We start from the raw sequence: 14,350 nt of genomic DNA, 5'->3' as shown, positions 1-14,350 counted from the left end.
TTCCCCTGCTGCACACAGGGGAAGATATTTCTTTTACCAGACTCTGTAGCCTTCGTGACCGATCTTGTAAGAAGTACCGGGAACGAAAAGATCATCAGGTTTGATCTCCTTTCCCTGCTCCTTAGCAGTCTCGATAGCATTTCTGAGCTCTCGGAATGCCACGCTGTTAGTAACTATGCGTGATACCTCCTCCTGAGTGGGCTTTCCACCGAGATATTCAAGAACAGCCTGCTGCATATAGAAATATGAACGGAGCTGAGTTTTCTTGAACTCTATGCTCTGCTGCTCCTCGCCTTCGCCTTCGAGAAGGAAGAGGCTGTCGCCTTCTTTGTAGCCAAGTGTGAGCTTAGCAAATATCTCAGGTATAAATACTCTTATCTCTGAAGCGAGATTCATGTCGCCTTCAGTAAGCTCCTGAAGCTTTTTGAGCATATCCTGATATTCCTCAGCGGACTTGATATTTGACATAAGCTTTATAGTTTCCCTTGAAGCATTCATAACCAGATCCTTCTTGAACGGACACTGGTCGTCCTCGCGCTGAACAAATATAGCATACTGCTTTTCCGATACGAATGTCTGTTCTGCGTCCATTTCCTTTTCAACATATTCCTCGAAATACTTAGGAAGTTCTACGCACACAGAACCATTTATACGTACCTCTATTATCTTCTTTTCCTTATATTTTGCAAGATAAACTCTCAGCCAGTAATACTTCTTTGAACCGAGATACTTAGGTATCTCGTTTCTGATAAAGTTTATGAGCATTGTAGGCTGCTTGTTCTTTACTCCTATTCTTACAACTGACTGAGCATACATATCGAAATCGTAATGCTGTCTGAGGAAGTCAACAGAGATATGCTGAGGGTTCTTCTTAGTCATTGACTGATCGAGAGGATGCCATACACCACCGTTAAAGATCTCAACAGCCATATTTGCAGCCTCTTCATCAGTCTGTCCCTGTGAGTCAACAGGCTCGATGATAGGCTCGTCAAAGTCGTCGTTTGTTATAACGAAGATAGTCTGAAGGATCTTTATACCTTCATTTTCTTCCATTCTGCCTATCTGAACGTCTATTGTAAAGCCCTTTGGCATGATAACACAATCATCATAAAGAGTACCGTTAAGCTTTGCATTAAGACCTTCAAGAACCATCTGCTTTATTGCAGCTTTTGGATCAGCAGCAGGTATGTTTTCTTCCTTCTGATTGTTCTTCTTCTTAAAAATTCCCATTTTCTATTCTCCTTAATAATAATTATCAATATATGCTCTGCATAATATTAAACTGTTAATTTAACGGCTGCCCAGCCTTCTCTTACCTCAGGCTCCGGCTCCTTGAAGCCTGCCGAAACAAGAGCATCTATGACCTCGTCCATACGCTCCTCAATGATACCCGAAACTATGAGTATGCCTCCTTCTTTAAGGTATCTGCGGAAGCTGTCCTTCATAGCGATAAGCACATCTGCAACTATATTTGCTGCAATGATATCGTACTTATCATCTATCCTGTCAGCAAGCTCGCTGTCAGTGAGTATATTACCGAAATACGTCTTGTATACATCAGGTGAGATGTGATTCTTCACTGCATTTTCAAGAGCAGTAACAGCAGCGTTCTCTTCAATATCCACAGCTACAGCGCTCTTTGCTCCCAGAAGCATGGCACCTATTGAAAGGATACCGCTTCCGCAACCCATATCGAGCAGCTTGTCGCCCTTATTGAGATATTTCTCAAGTACCTCAAGACAAAGTCTTGTGGTATGATGCTTGCCTGTACCAAAGCTTGATGCAGGATCAATTTCAAGGATTATCCTGCCGTCAGTATTATCGTAGTCCTCCCATGAAGGCTTGATAACAAGCTTTTCGCCTACCTTGAAGGGCTTGAAATACTGCTTCCAGTTGTTAGCCCAGTCCTCCTCGCGGATACTTGTCATTTCTGCTTCAAGGCGACCGTAAACTCCGTCCTTGTCATTCGCCTTCATGTCAGAAAGCATAGACTTTATTGCAAGCAGCATTTCTGCTCCCTGTCCGTTTGAAGGTATATAAACTGTTATACAGGTCTCACATTCCGACAGCCCCATAAGATCATCATCTATGTAGTCCCACTGACCGTTCTTGTTTTCAAGAAACTCCTTGAAATCTTCAGAGTCCTTGATAGAAAAGCCCTTTATGCCTATATCGGTCAGCTTTGAGCAAAGCAGTTCTATTCCTTCGGTGGTAGTGTAAATATTGACTTCTGTCCATTCCATTAATAATATTTCTCCTTAATTGCAGATGAGCATGAGATATAACAGCACATCTGTATTATTTATTATTTCATCGCCGCTAAGATCAGCAGCCTTTATTTCCTGACTTGTAAGTACTGAAATACCCTCGGGCAGCTTTTCACGGCTTATGATATATTCATTCAAAAGCGCAAGGTCGTAAGCATCAGCCGAACCGTCTCCGTTTATATCACCTGCTGAAAGCTTCTTGTCACTGTCTGCATATTCAAGCTTATCAAGACTTATCCAGCCTTTTTTACCGTCTATACTGACTTCGCCATAGCTGCCGTTAACACTGATGATATTCACCACGTTACCGTATTCAAGAGCAGCGATAACAGACTTTGTGTCTTTGATATCGGCATAGATATCAATTTTTTCATCTGACGTACAGTAATACTCGCCTGTTTTGTACTCCTTTGGAGCAGCCTTTGAGGTGCTTGCAGCAACGGTTGTTTTCGCAGAAGTTACAGTGGTTTTAGCAACCGATGTACTTGTTGCTGCCGAAGTCTTTACAGTTGAAACCGCAGCCTTTGTTGTTGAAGCAGCAGTTACTGTCGTTGCAGTAGTTGCAGTTGACGATGAAGCTGAAGTCGCTACCTCTGCGGTATTTGTCTTAAGCGGAGTAAAGCCGCTGTATGGATTCTTGCCCTTCAAAGCCTGATAACAGTTGATTCCTGCATTATTATAGGCTTCAAACATAAGAATATCGTCCTTTGCGGGATCAGCCATATAAACGTCATCGCCTATGATGCCGTCTACATATACCCAATGTCCGCCGACATTGCATATAACATACATACCTTTATCAAGGTATTCCTTCATTTCGGCCGCTTTTCCCTTCTGATCTCCCGATTTGAAGCTGATGTTTGCTGTTGCAATGCTTATCTCGGGAATAGCCTTGTTTACTGATGCCCATGCTATAAGCGCACCGCCGCTGCTGAAAGCTCCCATATCATTGAGCTGCTTTGCAAACACTCCGGGATCAAAGCTGTCTGTATCACGAGCGCCCGAAGCCACTGCAACCATTGCTATAGAAGTGATATAACAGCCTGACCTGCGTACAGTCGTACCGCCCATAGCAGTATTTCCCCAGCGATCGTCAAGCTGACGCCACATACGGAAATCTTCTGCCGCCAAGGCATACTTTCGAGGGGTGAACACTCCTGCAAACACTCCTGCAAACATAAGAAGTGTAAGCAAGAAACATAGTATTCCTTTTGCTTTTGCCTTTTGCATAATAAAACCTCCGTTCAGACTATCGGTTTGTTATGCCCTTTCTTTTTTTGTATTCTCTGAACGCTTCATACGCCTTTATGTATTCCGTCAGAGCTCTTTCTTTTTCGTATTCATCTACAGGCTTGTCACCGTAAACGGACTTATCGAAAATAACTGCGGTCTCTGCGATATCCGCACCTGTTGTCTCATGTACGAGATCACAGACCTCCTGCGACGTATTAACGTCCTCGATGTCGTATATCTTGCAAATCCTGTGCATTACAGCCCTTACAAGCTCCTTTGGCGAACGCTTCCTGCTTCTGTATACGAATATCTTATGTGACAGCCACGGATATACAAACAGGAAAAGAAGTGCAAGCAATCCCGCTAAAAGAATTCCGAGGCCAGCCTTTGAGAGCATTGCTGTTGCAGAGTTCTTATTTGTTGTTTCAACCACACTATCTGTAACCGTAGGTTCAAAGCTTACCCAACCGTATCCTCTGATGTAGAGCTCAGGGAAACCGTGAGCATCCTGAGTGGTGATATAATAATTCGCATCTTTGAACGTCAGTTCATCGTCCTGCCTGTTCATATTATAGCCTTCACAGTACCTTGCAGGTATTCCGAGTGATCTTGCAAGAAGCACCATGGAGGTAGCATATTCATAGCATACGCCTGTTTTTGTGTCAAAAAGGAAATCCTCGGCATTTTCGCCCTTTTTCTTTCTATAACCCAGATCGTACTTATAATCGTTGTCATAAAAATACATTTCAAGCTTCTGTGCTTTTTCATAATCTGTTTCACAGCCTGCGGTTATCTGCTGTGCAAGCTCCTTTATATTCGATTTATCACCGTAATCAAGGAGATAATCATAAAAATCACCGTAGAAATAGTACTGAACATTGAAATAATCATAGATAAGATCGAAATCTTCGCTCTTATCAGTATCATCATAGTGTTCGCTCAAGACATCATCTGTATCATCAAGCAAAGTCTTATAGTCATATTTATTGAGCTGAGCAATAAAACCAAGATTCTTATTGCTGAGGAAGAAGGTATCCGCACTGTAATCAAATTCAAAGCGCTCGGTAGTTGAAAACTCGTCCCACCTGTTTTTATCTCCTGACTGCCTTACAGCTCCAATAACACCGCCATGGTATCTTACCATAAGACCCTTTCTCGTGCAGTCTGTCATTCTGACAGCGAACTGCGGAACAGGAGCGGTTTCAGCGCCGTTTGAAACACCAATGATTCCGCCCATACTGTAAAACTTTACGTGTCTGAGCGCAGGAACATCAAGTCCTTCGCTGACATATTCCGTAAGACCGTATCGCTCTGCGAAATCACTGTCAAGCCTTGCTGCTTCAAGGAAAGCATCAGCAAGCCCCATTCTTGGACATAGATCCATAGGAGCAGAATCTGTTACTGTCCTGTCATAGTAATAATTATCAATCCGCTTCAGGCTCCACTGATCATTTTCAAAACTATAGGTTGAAAAAGTCTGAGTCTTTATACGCAGCGGCTCACTTGCAACAGCATCATATACCCCCCAGTTCTGATTTGATCTGAACTGCTGTCCCGAGGTTGTATCTCTGAATGCATTAAGCATAGCATCGAGTCTGTCAGTGAGCTGTTCAGCATTGATAAGGGTTTCGATATATGTTCTGTTTGCCGTAATATTCGGCTTTGGAAAGATCGCTGCTATGGACGCAAATGCTACAGCATATGACGCAATTACCTTCCATGAACGCTTTCTGTCAATAAACTCTGTATTCTCACTGTCCTTCAGCTGCCTGTAATATACCATAAGCAGTATATATCCGACTGCAAGGAATATTATGAACAGCGTCGGCATTTTCTCATATTCCTTACCATAAATAGCAAACGGTATTATAAATATCAGGAAATTCATAAATATCCTGTATCTCACATGAGTGAAATAATATATTACCGAAGCCATAAATAAGAAGAATAATATGAAAAAGCCGATCGTATACCATCTGTTGTAATCAACTGAATCCTGAGGAGTAAGGAACCAGAGCAGCCATGAGATAGGATAGTTTTCATGTCCCTTGTCAATAGCAGAACGTACTATAAAACCGAAAACAGCCGCAAGCATCGAATATATAACGAAGCCGATAATATGATGCTTCTGCATATAATCGAATATCCTGAAAACCAGCCAGCCGATCAAATACGTTGCAACTCCCCAGCCTATAGCAAAAAGGTAGCTTTCAAGGTCCTCATCGGTACGATCACGGTAATGGTACATCAAAGCAGTCATTATAAACACTGTATACCAAAGTACGGGATCGAGGAGAGTCCTCAGCAGAAATGATCCAAGACTGAAATTTGTCTTTTTGATTTCATTCATTATTTATACCAATTTAAAGTTGTTTTCCTCGTCAAGATACCACAGCGGCAGCGATGTGGAATTCGCAGACGCTACGGAAAGACCGATTATACTTACATTTTCATTACTTTCTATCTGATCTGTCACAGCAGAGAAGCCAGCTCCTGCGTCTGTAGTTGCAATAACACAGGCACAGACGGAGGCTCCAAGCCCCGAAAGGTCTACTCTTTTATCAGTCACAACTCTTGTCGAAAGAACTTTCAGAAGAAGCTGATTGGGATAATCGGGATTATCCACGCTTTCAACAACACTGTCGCCCGAAGAATTGCGATATACAAAGTTGCAGGCTATTCCCTGCTTTACCAGCAGGAAAAGAAGTCCGAAGACCGAGCGAATGAGCTGCTCCTCTCCCCTGACTGCGTTTTCAGCAGGAACACTGCTTCTGCGGAACAGGTCAAGTACGATAACAGGCTGCACCGAAGCTACAGCTTCGTCGAGTCTGACCATAAGCTTTGACTTTTTAGACGACAGCTTCCAGTTTATACGCTTCAGCGGATCGCCGTGCTCATATTCACGGTGCTCATATCCGGGAGATGTATTGGAAGAAAAAAGCATACTTGTATCATTTTCTTCTTCCTCATCACTGGTATGCACCACATTTGCTATAGAACGGAAAAGCTGTGAAGAAGATTTTATATCGGGTATCTGCGGAATAACTCCTACAGAGGCAGGCTCGGGAAGCTTTGTCTTAACAGGAAATCTCATAAATCCGAGAAATCCGCATGAATATACAGCATATATGCCTACTTCGCCGTTTCCGCCGATCAAAGCATCAAGACTGAAGGTAAAAGTTCTCTTTTCTTCATTAAACATCGTAAGCTTGCGTTTTTTTACCCTCTGTCCGAACACATCGCTTGCATACGGACATATTTCAAGTATAGCAAGCGGAAAGCCTCCGTTTTTTCTGACAGTAACTTCTACTTCGAGATAGCTGCCCTTCTGTACATATGCATCACAGTTAAACGTAACCCTGACTCTCTTCCGAGCATAAAGCGCAAAGAAAAGAGATACAAGAGGTGCAAAAACAACGAATGCAAGCAGGATAACGCCCATTTCGCCGTCTATATAGAATGTGAAAATATATACAAGAAAAGCAACAGCGATAACACTTACGATGCTTTTTATATGCTTAGCCATCAGCCCATTGCAGGAACAGGACAGTTCCTGATGACATTTTCTATATACGCCTCACCTGTGACAAAAGTCGTTTTGCCCTGCGGAGAAAGGATAATTCTGTGCGCAAGTACAGATACAGCTGTATTTTTTACATCATCGGGAGTAACATAGTCACGCTCATAGATGTAAGCATATGCCTTTGCTGCCTTGAACAGCGCAATGCTTCCACGCGGACTTATACCGAGAACGGTATTTCTGTCCTGACGGGTAGATGAAACGATATTTATTATATACTGCTTTACACTGTCAGTGACCTTAACACGCTTTACAGCCTCCTGCATAGCGGCAATATCGTCAACAGTCATTACAGGTTCGGTTATATTTGCGATAGGATTGTGATCCTCTGTCCTGCCGAGTATCTCAAATTCCTCATCCAATGAAGGATAGCCCATAGACAGCTTCATAAAGAATCTGTCCATCTGAGCTTCGGGAAGATGGAATGTACCATAAGTTTCAACAGGGTTCTGGGTTGCCATTACAAGGAACGGACGAGGCAGCTTATGTGTAACACCGTCAAGACTTATCTGGCGCTCCTCCATAGCCTCAAGAAGTGCCGACTGTACCTTCGGCGAAGCACGGTTTATCTCGTCAGCCAACAAAAAATTACACATTACCGCACCGTCACGGTAAACAAAATCCCCTCTGCTCGAATCAAGCATAGTAAAGCCTGCGATATCTGAAGGCATTACATCGGGAGTAAGCTGGATACGGTTGAATTTTCCGCCTATAGAGCGTGAAAGAGCCGTTATGAGCTGAGTCTTTCCAACGCCCGGAACATCTTCAAGAAGTACATGACCCTCACAGAGAAGGGCAGCAATAAGCTTTATAACAGTATCCTTCTTACCGACAATAACTCTCCCAACAGAGCCTGCAAGTTTACTGATATTACTATTCATAAATCCTTTACCTCATTATTCTGAACAATATCATTCAATTAAAACTATTATAACATATTTTCCAAATTACTTCAAGGGAAAACCATACGAAAAAAGACCTGTATTATTGTAACATCTTACAATAATACAGGTTCAATTCTGTGGAATATTTGTCCAATTAATTGTTATCAATAATAATCAACATCATTTTTCTTTTTTCTTCCGAGGATAAAAGGAACAATAAGAAAAGCGAGTCCGCCAAGAGCTATAAGCGCTCCGATAGCAACTACTATAATTGATGTTTTGTCAGGTCTGTTGTCCATAGCCTTGAGCTCGGCTATCTCAGATTCATCAAAGCCCCATTCATCAAGAGCCTCTTTCTTATAATTCTTATACTTTTCCTCTGTCGGCTGTCTCCAGAGCTTTCCTTCAAAATGAACAGGCTCGGGCATAGTATCTGTCTTACCGTCAAAATATTTGACCCAGCCGTTAGCGTTAGCATCAAGTGCTGCCTTCATTTCATCAGAACCTGCTGAAACAACGTATGCGAAATAGTTATCAGGCTCTTCGAAATCCTCATCCTCTGTAAACCATTTTTTCAAAACATCCATTGAAAGGTTTTCAACTATGTAATAGTTAGTCTCACGCTTGCTTGTTGTGATGCCGAGAGTCTTATCCTTCTCCTCATAAACAGCAAAGCAGCCAACAACGTAATTTATATCACCTTCAACAACGATCTCCTTGCCAAAATCGTCCATTGTTGCTGTATTAAGGTCGAGTACCTTGCCGCTGAGGTATAATTGTACATCTTTCATTCCAACAACTACAACAGCGATACCCAAAACAACAGCTAAAATCTTATATATAATACTTTTTTTCATATACATCACCCTTTTAATAAAAAAGCGGCAGCCATAAAAAGGGACTGCCGCATATATTGAACATTGATTACTTGATCATCTTAGCTACTTCGTCAGCGAGGTTGTCTTCCTTCTTCTCAACACCTTCGCCGCGCTCGTAACGGATAACATCAGTTACCTTGATAGAGCCGCCGAGCTTCTTAGCCTCTGCGTCAACATAACCCTGAACTGTGAGCTTGTCATCCTTAACGAATGCCTGCTCAAGGAGGCAGTTCTCGCTGTAGTACTTACCAACCTTACCTTCAACGATCTTTACGCGAACCTGCTCAGGCTTTGATGCCATCTTAGGATCCTCAGACATCTGAGCGAGCATGATCTCCTTCTCCTTCTCGAGAACCTCAGCAGGAACCTGCTCACGGCAGAGATATGGAGCATTAAGAGCTGCTGACTGCATAGCAACGTCCTTACCGATAACTGCGACCTGATCAGCAGAAAGATCTGTGTCCATCTTTACGAGAACGCCGATGCTGCCGCCATTGTGGATATAAGAAGCAAGCTTGCCCTCGAGTCTTACGAAACGACGGATAACGATGTTTTCTCTGATCTTCATGCCAGCGAGTTCTGTAAGAACTTCGCCTACTGTATTGCTGCCGCCGCTGATCTGCATAGCCTTGAGAGCCTCAACATCAGCAGGGTTCTTTTCAATGATTGTGTTTGCTACATTAGCAACGAAGTTTCTGATATCATCTGTGTTTGCAGCAAAGTCTGTTTCAGTGTTTACTTCGAGAAGAACACCAACTTCACCGTTAACTACAGCAGTAACTACGCCTTCAGCAGCAGCTCTGCCGCTCTTCTTAGCCTGTGTAGCGAGACCTTTTTCTCTGAGGAACTCGATAGCCTTGTCCATATCGCCATCGTTCTCTTCGAGAGCCTTCTTGCAGTCCATCATACCAACGCCTGTGGACTTCATGAGTTCTTTGATTTCAGCAACGGATACCTTACCCATTGTAATTACCTCCTATAATGTATTAATCCGCAAAAACCCGAAGGGTTAGTTCGGGTTTTTGATTGTTTTCAATGTTTGTATTATGATTATTCAGCCTCTGCCTCAGCAGCCTCAGCTGTTTCCACTTCTGCCTCAGCAGCTATAGCGTCATCGCCCTGTCTGCCTTCGATAACAGCGTTAGCGATAGAACCAGCGATAAGCTTTACAGCTCTGATAGCGTCATCGTTACCAGGGATAACATAATCAACTTCATCAGGATCGCAGTTTGTATCAACGATAGCAACGATCGGGATGTTGAGTTTCTTAGCTTCTGCTACAGCGATCTTTTCCTTGCGTGGGTCAACGATGAAGAGTGCTGCGGGGAGCTTCTTCATTGTCTTGATACCGCCGAGGAACTTCTCAAGCTTTTCGATCTCGAGGTTGAGCTTTACAACTTCCTTCTTAGGGAGAAGTGCGAATGTACCGTCTTCCTCCATTGTGTGGAGCTGCTCAAGTCTCTTTATTCTTGTCTGGATTGTCTTGAAGTTTGTGAGCATACCGCCGAGCCATCTTGCATTTACATAGTGTGCACCAGCTCTTGTAGCCTCTTCCTTAACAGAGTCTCCAGCCTGCTTCTTTGTACCTACGAAAAGAACTTCGCCGCCCTGAGCTGCAATGTCACGAACGAACATATAAGCTTCTTCGAGCTTCTTAACTGTCTTCTGAAGGTCGATGATGTAAATTCCGTTTCTTTCTGTGAAAATGTATGGTGCCATTTTCGGGTTCCATCTTCTTGTCTGGTGTCCGAAGTGTACGCCAGCCTCAAGAAGCTGCTTCATTGATACTACTCCCATGGTGTAGTCCTCCTTAAAAATTGGTTATTATTAATCCTCCGCCAGACTTAACTCAGCAGCAACGCAGACATCTGCGCACCAACCGCCGAAAGTACAGGCGTGCGAATTGCCTTAATATTATATCATTTTCTGTCAACTTTTGCAAGACTTTTTGCAGCCGCTATTTCAACAAACTTAAAAAACTGTTTTTTTTATATTTTGTTAATTGTGCACTTCCCGCCGACTTATCACGTTCAACAAGCACCACGTCTTCTCCTACGACCTTTATATCCTTACAGGAAATGATAGTATCATCTTCCCTGCCAAACAGTCCGAAAAGCTTTGCACAGCCGTAAATGATAAGTGATCTTACACTGCCGCTTTCTATATCGACTTCTATATCGTCTATAAATCCGAGTCTTTCTCCTGTTGCGATATCTATGACTTCCTTCCTGCACAGCTCTTCAAAGCTCAGAAGCATATCATCACCTCACATGATTGATTTATATATTATATTGTATCATGCAAGGAAAAAGTATTCCTCGGGAGTTCTCATATCACCGCTTGAAGCGTGTGAGTAATACGAAAGGATCAGTGATGCATCAACAGCATCAACAATAAGATCATCATTAACATCTGCTTTAACATCATCGGTTTTAGAAAATTTCGATTTTCCGTCTTCAGTAGATCTTCTCGAATACTCTGCAAGCACTGCCGATGCATCAACAGAATCTACTTTTCCGTCACTATTCACATCACCGTACCTGAAATCAAATTCGTTGAACGGGATGTCGTTATCTTTTGCATATCGTTCCGCCTCAGTACCTTTTTTGCCATATATTTCCACATTGGAACAAAGGTTATAATCAGGTGAATAGTAACGATACCCTACAGCGTATTCCTGTATTTCTTCAACAGAAGGAGGGATTATAATCCTCGAAATCTTATATGAATTCAACGCCGCAGTTTTCTCGATTTTTTTCACTCCTTCACAAAAGCGCAGCGTTTCCATACTGTGCATTCCATGCAGAGCGTGATCACAAATCGTTTCAACAAGAGGAGGTATAGTTAACGCTTTTACAGATATACAAAGCTGAAATGTGTCATTTTTTATTTTCCTGAGCCCGCTGTTAAGCTTTATACCATCAAGAGAATGGTTGGTATTGAAAGCATATCCACCGATACTTTCAAGTGACGATGGAAAATTGATGCTTTTAAGATTTTTGCATTCACTAAAAGCCGATTCATCTATTTTACTGATAGTTGAGGGTAAGGTAACATACTTGATATCAGGATTACCGCGAAACGCCTCATCAGCAATACTTACAACTTTATATCTGCCCAAAGCGGCTGGTATTTCTACTATTGAAGCATTACCGTTATATTTTGCGACGGAACAAGTGCCGCTTTCATCGTCCACATCATAAACAACATCATTTTCAGTCATTAATTCTGCATTAGCCCTTACAGGAACAGAACAGAATAAGGCTGCTATAGCTGTAAAAATCGCTGCAATTTTCTTATTCATCATCGTCTTCATCGTCATTGCCGCCTTTTTTCTTAGCGAATACCGCTGTACCTACTGCAAGGATAACAGCTGCGATGATTATAACAAAAATAATGCCTCTCGGGAATGTATCTCCTGTTTTCGGTGTATTTGCTGCAATAAGCATTAAAGTATTTATCATTATATTGTCCTCCTTTTTATATGGTAAAATACTTTCATATTGTATCACAGTATCAAAGCTTTGTCAAATGAAAAGCCCTGCATTATGCAGGGCTTTTATCATCAGAATCTGAAATCTCGCTTGCCGCCGTTCTTTATCTCGTCAAGATATTCCATAGCACGCTGTCTGCGCTTTTCATCAGGTACATTCAGAATCTCCTTAGAAATAAGTGCTTCGCCAACCTTTTTGGTCTCTGGTGATGCATAGTCGCTGAGATATTCCTGAAGTGTCATAAGTGCATTAGGGTGACAGCAGTTCTGTATCTGTCCCACCTTGCAGAGAGCCATGAAACGGTCACCTGTACGTCCTTCACGGTAGCAGGCTGTACAGAATGACGGGATATGCCCCTGATCCATGAGCCACTTTACAACTTCATCAAGTGAACGCTGGTCTGATACGTCGAACTGCTCTGTATCATGAGGGCGCTCTTCAGCAGTATATCCTGCATAGCCGCCTACAGATGTTCTTGAACCGCCTGATATCTGTGATACACCAAGTTCAAGCACCTTTGCACGACATTCCTCGCTCTCACGTGTAGAGATTATCATGCCTGTGTACGGAACAGCGATACGGATACAAGCTACTATCTTAGCAAATGTATCATCGTCGATACCATTGTCAAATACATCGGGGTCAATGTCCGAAGCCCTTCTTAAACGAGGCACACTGATAGTATGAGGTCCTACGCCGTGTACAGCTTCGAGGTGCTCTGCGTGCATAAGAAGTCCTGCAAACTCGTATCTGTACTTGTCAAGTCCGAAAAGAACTCCGAGACCTACATCGTCTATACCGCCCTCCATAGCTCTGTCCATAGCCTCTGTGTGGTATGCGTAGTTGTGCTTTGGTCCTGCCGGGTGAAGTACCTCGTAGCTCTCTTTGTGATATGTCTCCTGGAAAAGGATATAAGTTCCGATGCCTGCTTCCTTGAGCTTGCGGTAGTTCTCAACAGTAGTAGCCGCAATATTAACGTTTACACGGCGGATAGCACCGTTCTTGTGCTTTATTGAGTAGATAGTCTTGATACATTCAAGGATATACTCGATAGGATTGTTTACAGGGTCCTCGCCTGACTCGATAGCAAGTCTCTTGTGTCCCATATCCTGAAGTGCGATAACCTCCTGTCGTACTTCCTCCTGTGTCAGCTTTTTACGTGGTATCTCTTTATTCTGGAAATGATAAGGACAGTAAACGCACTTGTTAACACAGTAATTTGAGAGATAAAGAGGTGCGAACATAACTATTCTGTTGCCGTAGAAAGCTTCCTTTATCTCACGGGCAAGGTCATACATTTTTTCTGTCATCTCAGGAATATCGCAGGCAAGAAGTACGCTTGCCTCACGGTGTGAAAGTCCCGAACATTCTACTCCCCTGCCTGTCTTTCTCGGCTTTGCCTTTTCGAGTATCTGCTCGATAAGCTCACGATTGTGCTTATTCTGCTCGGCATATTCAAGAGTAGCCTTTATTTCCTCATCATTTATAAAATCGTCCGCATTCATAGACTTTACATCATACATATTTATTTCCTCCAGTTTTATTTTGCCTTACAAGACATCTTTTTTACATTAAGTTTAAACACGGCAGTACGTCCGAGTACATTATTGTCATACTCAAGTCCTGCCCTGCCTGCTGCCTGCTTCATTATTAATTCAAGAGCAGCCTTCTTTTCATCATTACCTTCTATGATAGATAGTATTCCGTTTCCGATTACGCTCATATACTTAGCAGAGTGTCCGCAAGCTGTCTCAGCTCCCAAAAGCTCATGGTTACCGTCGATCTCAAATCCTACTGAGGGGGCTGACTTTGCAAGCTCATACTTTCTGCCTGCAACAGCTCCGTGAAAATAAAAGGTATATTCTCCACTGTCATCAGAGTAACCATAGTTCACAGGAACTATGTAAACTACACCATTATCACAGAAGCCTATACGTATTATCTTCTCTTTCGAGATGAATTCCTCTATTGCTTTTTTATCGGTTATTTCTCTGTCAGCTCGTCTCATATGTAA

The 14,350-nt window shown here is 42.7% G+C and carries 14 protein-coding genes; all 14 read right to left on the bottom strand.

Annotated elements, in window-relative coordinates:
- Positions 1–33: 33 nt before the first annotated feature.
- On the bottom strand, positions 34–1,230 hold the full coding sequence (locus L870_RS0100720; protein WP_028516472.1) for a DUF6348 family protein: 1,197 nt from the start codon (positions 1,228–1,230) through the stop codon (positions 34–36).
- Positions 1,231–1,277: 47 nt separating this feature from the next.
- Positions 1,278–2,243, bottom strand: coding sequence for a 50S ribosomal protein L11 methyltransferase (gene prmA / locus L870_RS0100715; protein WP_028516471.1), 966 nt, complete (start codon positions 2,241–2,243; stop codon positions 1,278–1,280).
- A gap of 15 nt (positions 2,244–2,258) precedes the next feature.
- Positions 2,259–3,497: a dockerin type I repeat-containing protein gene (locus L870_RS0100710; protein WP_028516470.1), complete on the bottom strand. Its 1,239-nt coding sequence runs from the start codon at positions 3,495–3,497 to the stop codon at positions 2,259–2,261.
- A gap of 19 nt (positions 3,498–3,516) precedes the next feature.
- Positions 3,517–5,850, bottom strand: coding sequence for a transglutaminase-like domain-containing protein (locus L870_RS0100705; RefSeq protein ID WP_028516469.1), 2,334 nt, complete (start codon positions 5,848–5,850; stop codon positions 3,517–3,519).
- Positions 5,851–5,853: 3 nt separating this feature from the next.
- Entirely contained in the window at positions 5,854–7,026 is a 1,173-nt protein-coding gene (locus L870_RS18200) for a DUF58 domain-containing protein (RefSeq protein WP_051411316.1), read from the bottom strand.
- Positions 7,026–7,961 (bottom strand): AAA family ATPase, encoded by a 936-nt coding sequence (locus L870_RS0100695; protein ID WP_028516468.1) that lies wholly within the window; start codon positions 7,959–7,961, stop codon positions 7,026–7,028. The genes L870_RS18200 and L870_RS0100695 overlap by 1 nt, the downstream gene beginning before the upstream one ends.
- 167 nt (positions 7,962–8,128) lie before the next feature.
- Complete coding sequence (locus L870_RS0100690) at positions 8,129–8,821, bottom strand: DUF6709 family protein (protein ID WP_028516467.1); 693 nt, start codon at positions 8,819–8,821, stop codon at positions 8,129–8,131.
- A 67-nt stretch (positions 8,822–8,888) separates the two neighbouring features.
- A complete protein-coding gene (gene tsf / locus L870_RS0100685) occupies positions 8,889–9,806 on the bottom strand; it encodes a translation elongation factor Ts (RefSeq protein WP_028516466.1) in 918 nt (305 codons plus the stop codon).
- 86 nt (positions 9,807–9,892) lie between these two features.
- Positions 9,893–10,639, bottom strand: coding sequence for a 30S ribosomal protein S2 (gene rpsB, locus L870_RS0100680; protein WP_028516465.1), 747 nt, complete (start codon positions 10,637–10,639; stop codon positions 9,893–9,895).
- 160 nt (positions 10,640–10,799) lie between these two features.
- Positions 10,800–11,099 (bottom strand): YlmC/YmxH family sporulation protein, encoded by a 300-nt coding sequence (locus L870_RS0100675; protein ID WP_028516464.1) that lies wholly within the window; start codon positions 11,097–11,099, stop codon positions 10,800–10,802.
- A 39-nt stretch (positions 11,100–11,138) separates the two neighbouring features.
- Positions 11,139–12,158: a leucine-rich repeat protein gene (locus L870_RS0100670; RefSeq protein WP_028516463.1), complete on the bottom strand. Its 1,020-nt coding sequence runs from the start codon at positions 12,156–12,158 to the stop codon at positions 11,139–11,141.
- Positions 12,139–12,306: an LPXTG cell wall anchor domain-containing protein gene (locus L870_RS19160; protein WP_155250122.1), complete on the bottom strand. Its 168-nt coding sequence runs from the start codon at positions 12,304–12,306 to the stop codon at positions 12,139–12,141. Before L870_RS19160 ends, L870_RS0100670 begins: the two co-directional genes overlap by 20 nt.
- A 101-nt stretch (positions 12,307–12,407) precedes the next feature.
- Complete coding sequence (hydG, locus tag L870_RS0100660) at positions 12,408–13,859, bottom strand: [FeFe] hydrogenase H-cluster radical SAM maturase HydG (protein ID WP_028516461.1); 1,452 nt, start codon at positions 13,857–13,859, stop codon at positions 12,408–12,410.
- A 17-nt stretch (positions 13,860–13,876) separates the two neighbouring features.
- Positions 13,877–14,344, bottom strand: a complete 468-nt coding sequence (locus L870_RS0100655; protein ID WP_028516460.1) for a pyridoxamine 5'-phosphate oxidase family protein — start codon at positions 14,342–14,344, stop codon at positions 13,877–13,879.
- Positions 14,345–14,350 lie beyond the last annotated feature (6 nt).

Source organism: Ruminococcus flavefaciens ATCC 19208 (genome assembly GCF_000518765.1).
In the GTDB taxonomy this organism is placed as follows: domain Bacteria; phylum Bacillota; class Clostridia; order Oscillospirales; family Ruminococcaceae; genus Ruminococcus; species Ruminococcus flavefaciens.
The sequence above is the reverse complement of the archived record's forward strand: the minus strand, read 5'-3'. Positions and strand labels throughout refer to the sequence as shown.

What these genes read in the sequence shown, in the direction of transcription:
- L870_RS0100720 (WP_028516472.1), bottom strand. Translation starts at nt 1,230, where the DNA reads ATGGGAATTTTTAAGAAGAAGAACAATCAGAAGGAAGAAAACATACCT.
- prmA (WP_028516471.1), bottom strand. Translation starts at nt 2,243, where the DNA reads ATGGAATGGACAGAAGTCAATATTTACACTACCACCGAAGGAATAGAA.
- L870_RS0100710 (WP_028516470.1), bottom strand. Translation starts at nt 3,497, where the DNA reads ATGCAAAAGGCAAAAGCAAAAGGAATACTATGTTTCTTGCTTACACTT.
- L870_RS0100705 (WP_028516469.1), bottom strand. Translation starts at nt 5,850, where the DNA reads ATGAATGAAATCAAAAAGACAAATTTCAGTCTTGGATCATTTCTGCTG.
- L870_RS18200 (WP_051411316.1), bottom strand. Translation starts at nt 7,026, where the DNA reads ATGGCTAAGCATATAAAAAGCATCGTAAGTGTTATCGCTGTTGCTTTT.
- L870_RS0100695 (WP_028516468.1), bottom strand. Translation starts at nt 7,961, where the DNA reads ATGAATAGTAATATCAGTAAACTTGCAGGCTCTGTTGGGAGAGTTATT.
- L870_RS0100690 (WP_028516467.1), bottom strand. Translation starts at nt 8,821, where the DNA reads ATGAAAAAAAGTATTATATATAAGATTTTAGCTGTTGTTTTGGGTATC.
- tsf (WP_028516466.1), bottom strand. Translation starts at nt 9,806, where the DNA reads ATGGGTAAGGTATCCGTTGCTGAAATCAAAGAACTCATGAAGTCCACA.
- rpsB (WP_028516465.1), bottom strand. Translation starts at nt 10,639, where the DNA reads ATGGGAGTAGTATCAATGAAGCAGCTTCTTGAGGCTGGCGTACACTTC.
- L870_RS0100675 (WP_028516464.1), bottom strand. Translation starts at nt 11,099, where the DNA reads ATGCTTCTGAGCTTTGAAGAGCTGTGCAGGAAGGAAGTCATAGATATC.
- L870_RS0100670 (WP_028516463.1), bottom strand. Translation starts at nt 12,158, where the DNA reads ATGAAGACGATGATGAATAAGAAAATTGCAGCGATTTTTACAGCTATA.
- L870_RS19160 (WP_155250122.1), bottom strand. Translation starts at nt 12,306, where the DNA reads ATGATAAATACTTTAATGCTTATTGCAGCAAATACACCGAAAACAGGA.
- hydG (WP_028516461.1), bottom strand. Translation starts at nt 13,859, where the DNA reads ATGTATGATGTAAAGTCTATGAATGCGGACGATTTTATAAATGATGAG.
- L870_RS0100655 (WP_028516460.1), bottom strand. Translation starts at nt 14,344, where the DNA reads ATGAGACGAGCTGACAGAGAAATAACCGATAAAAAAGCAATAGAGGAA.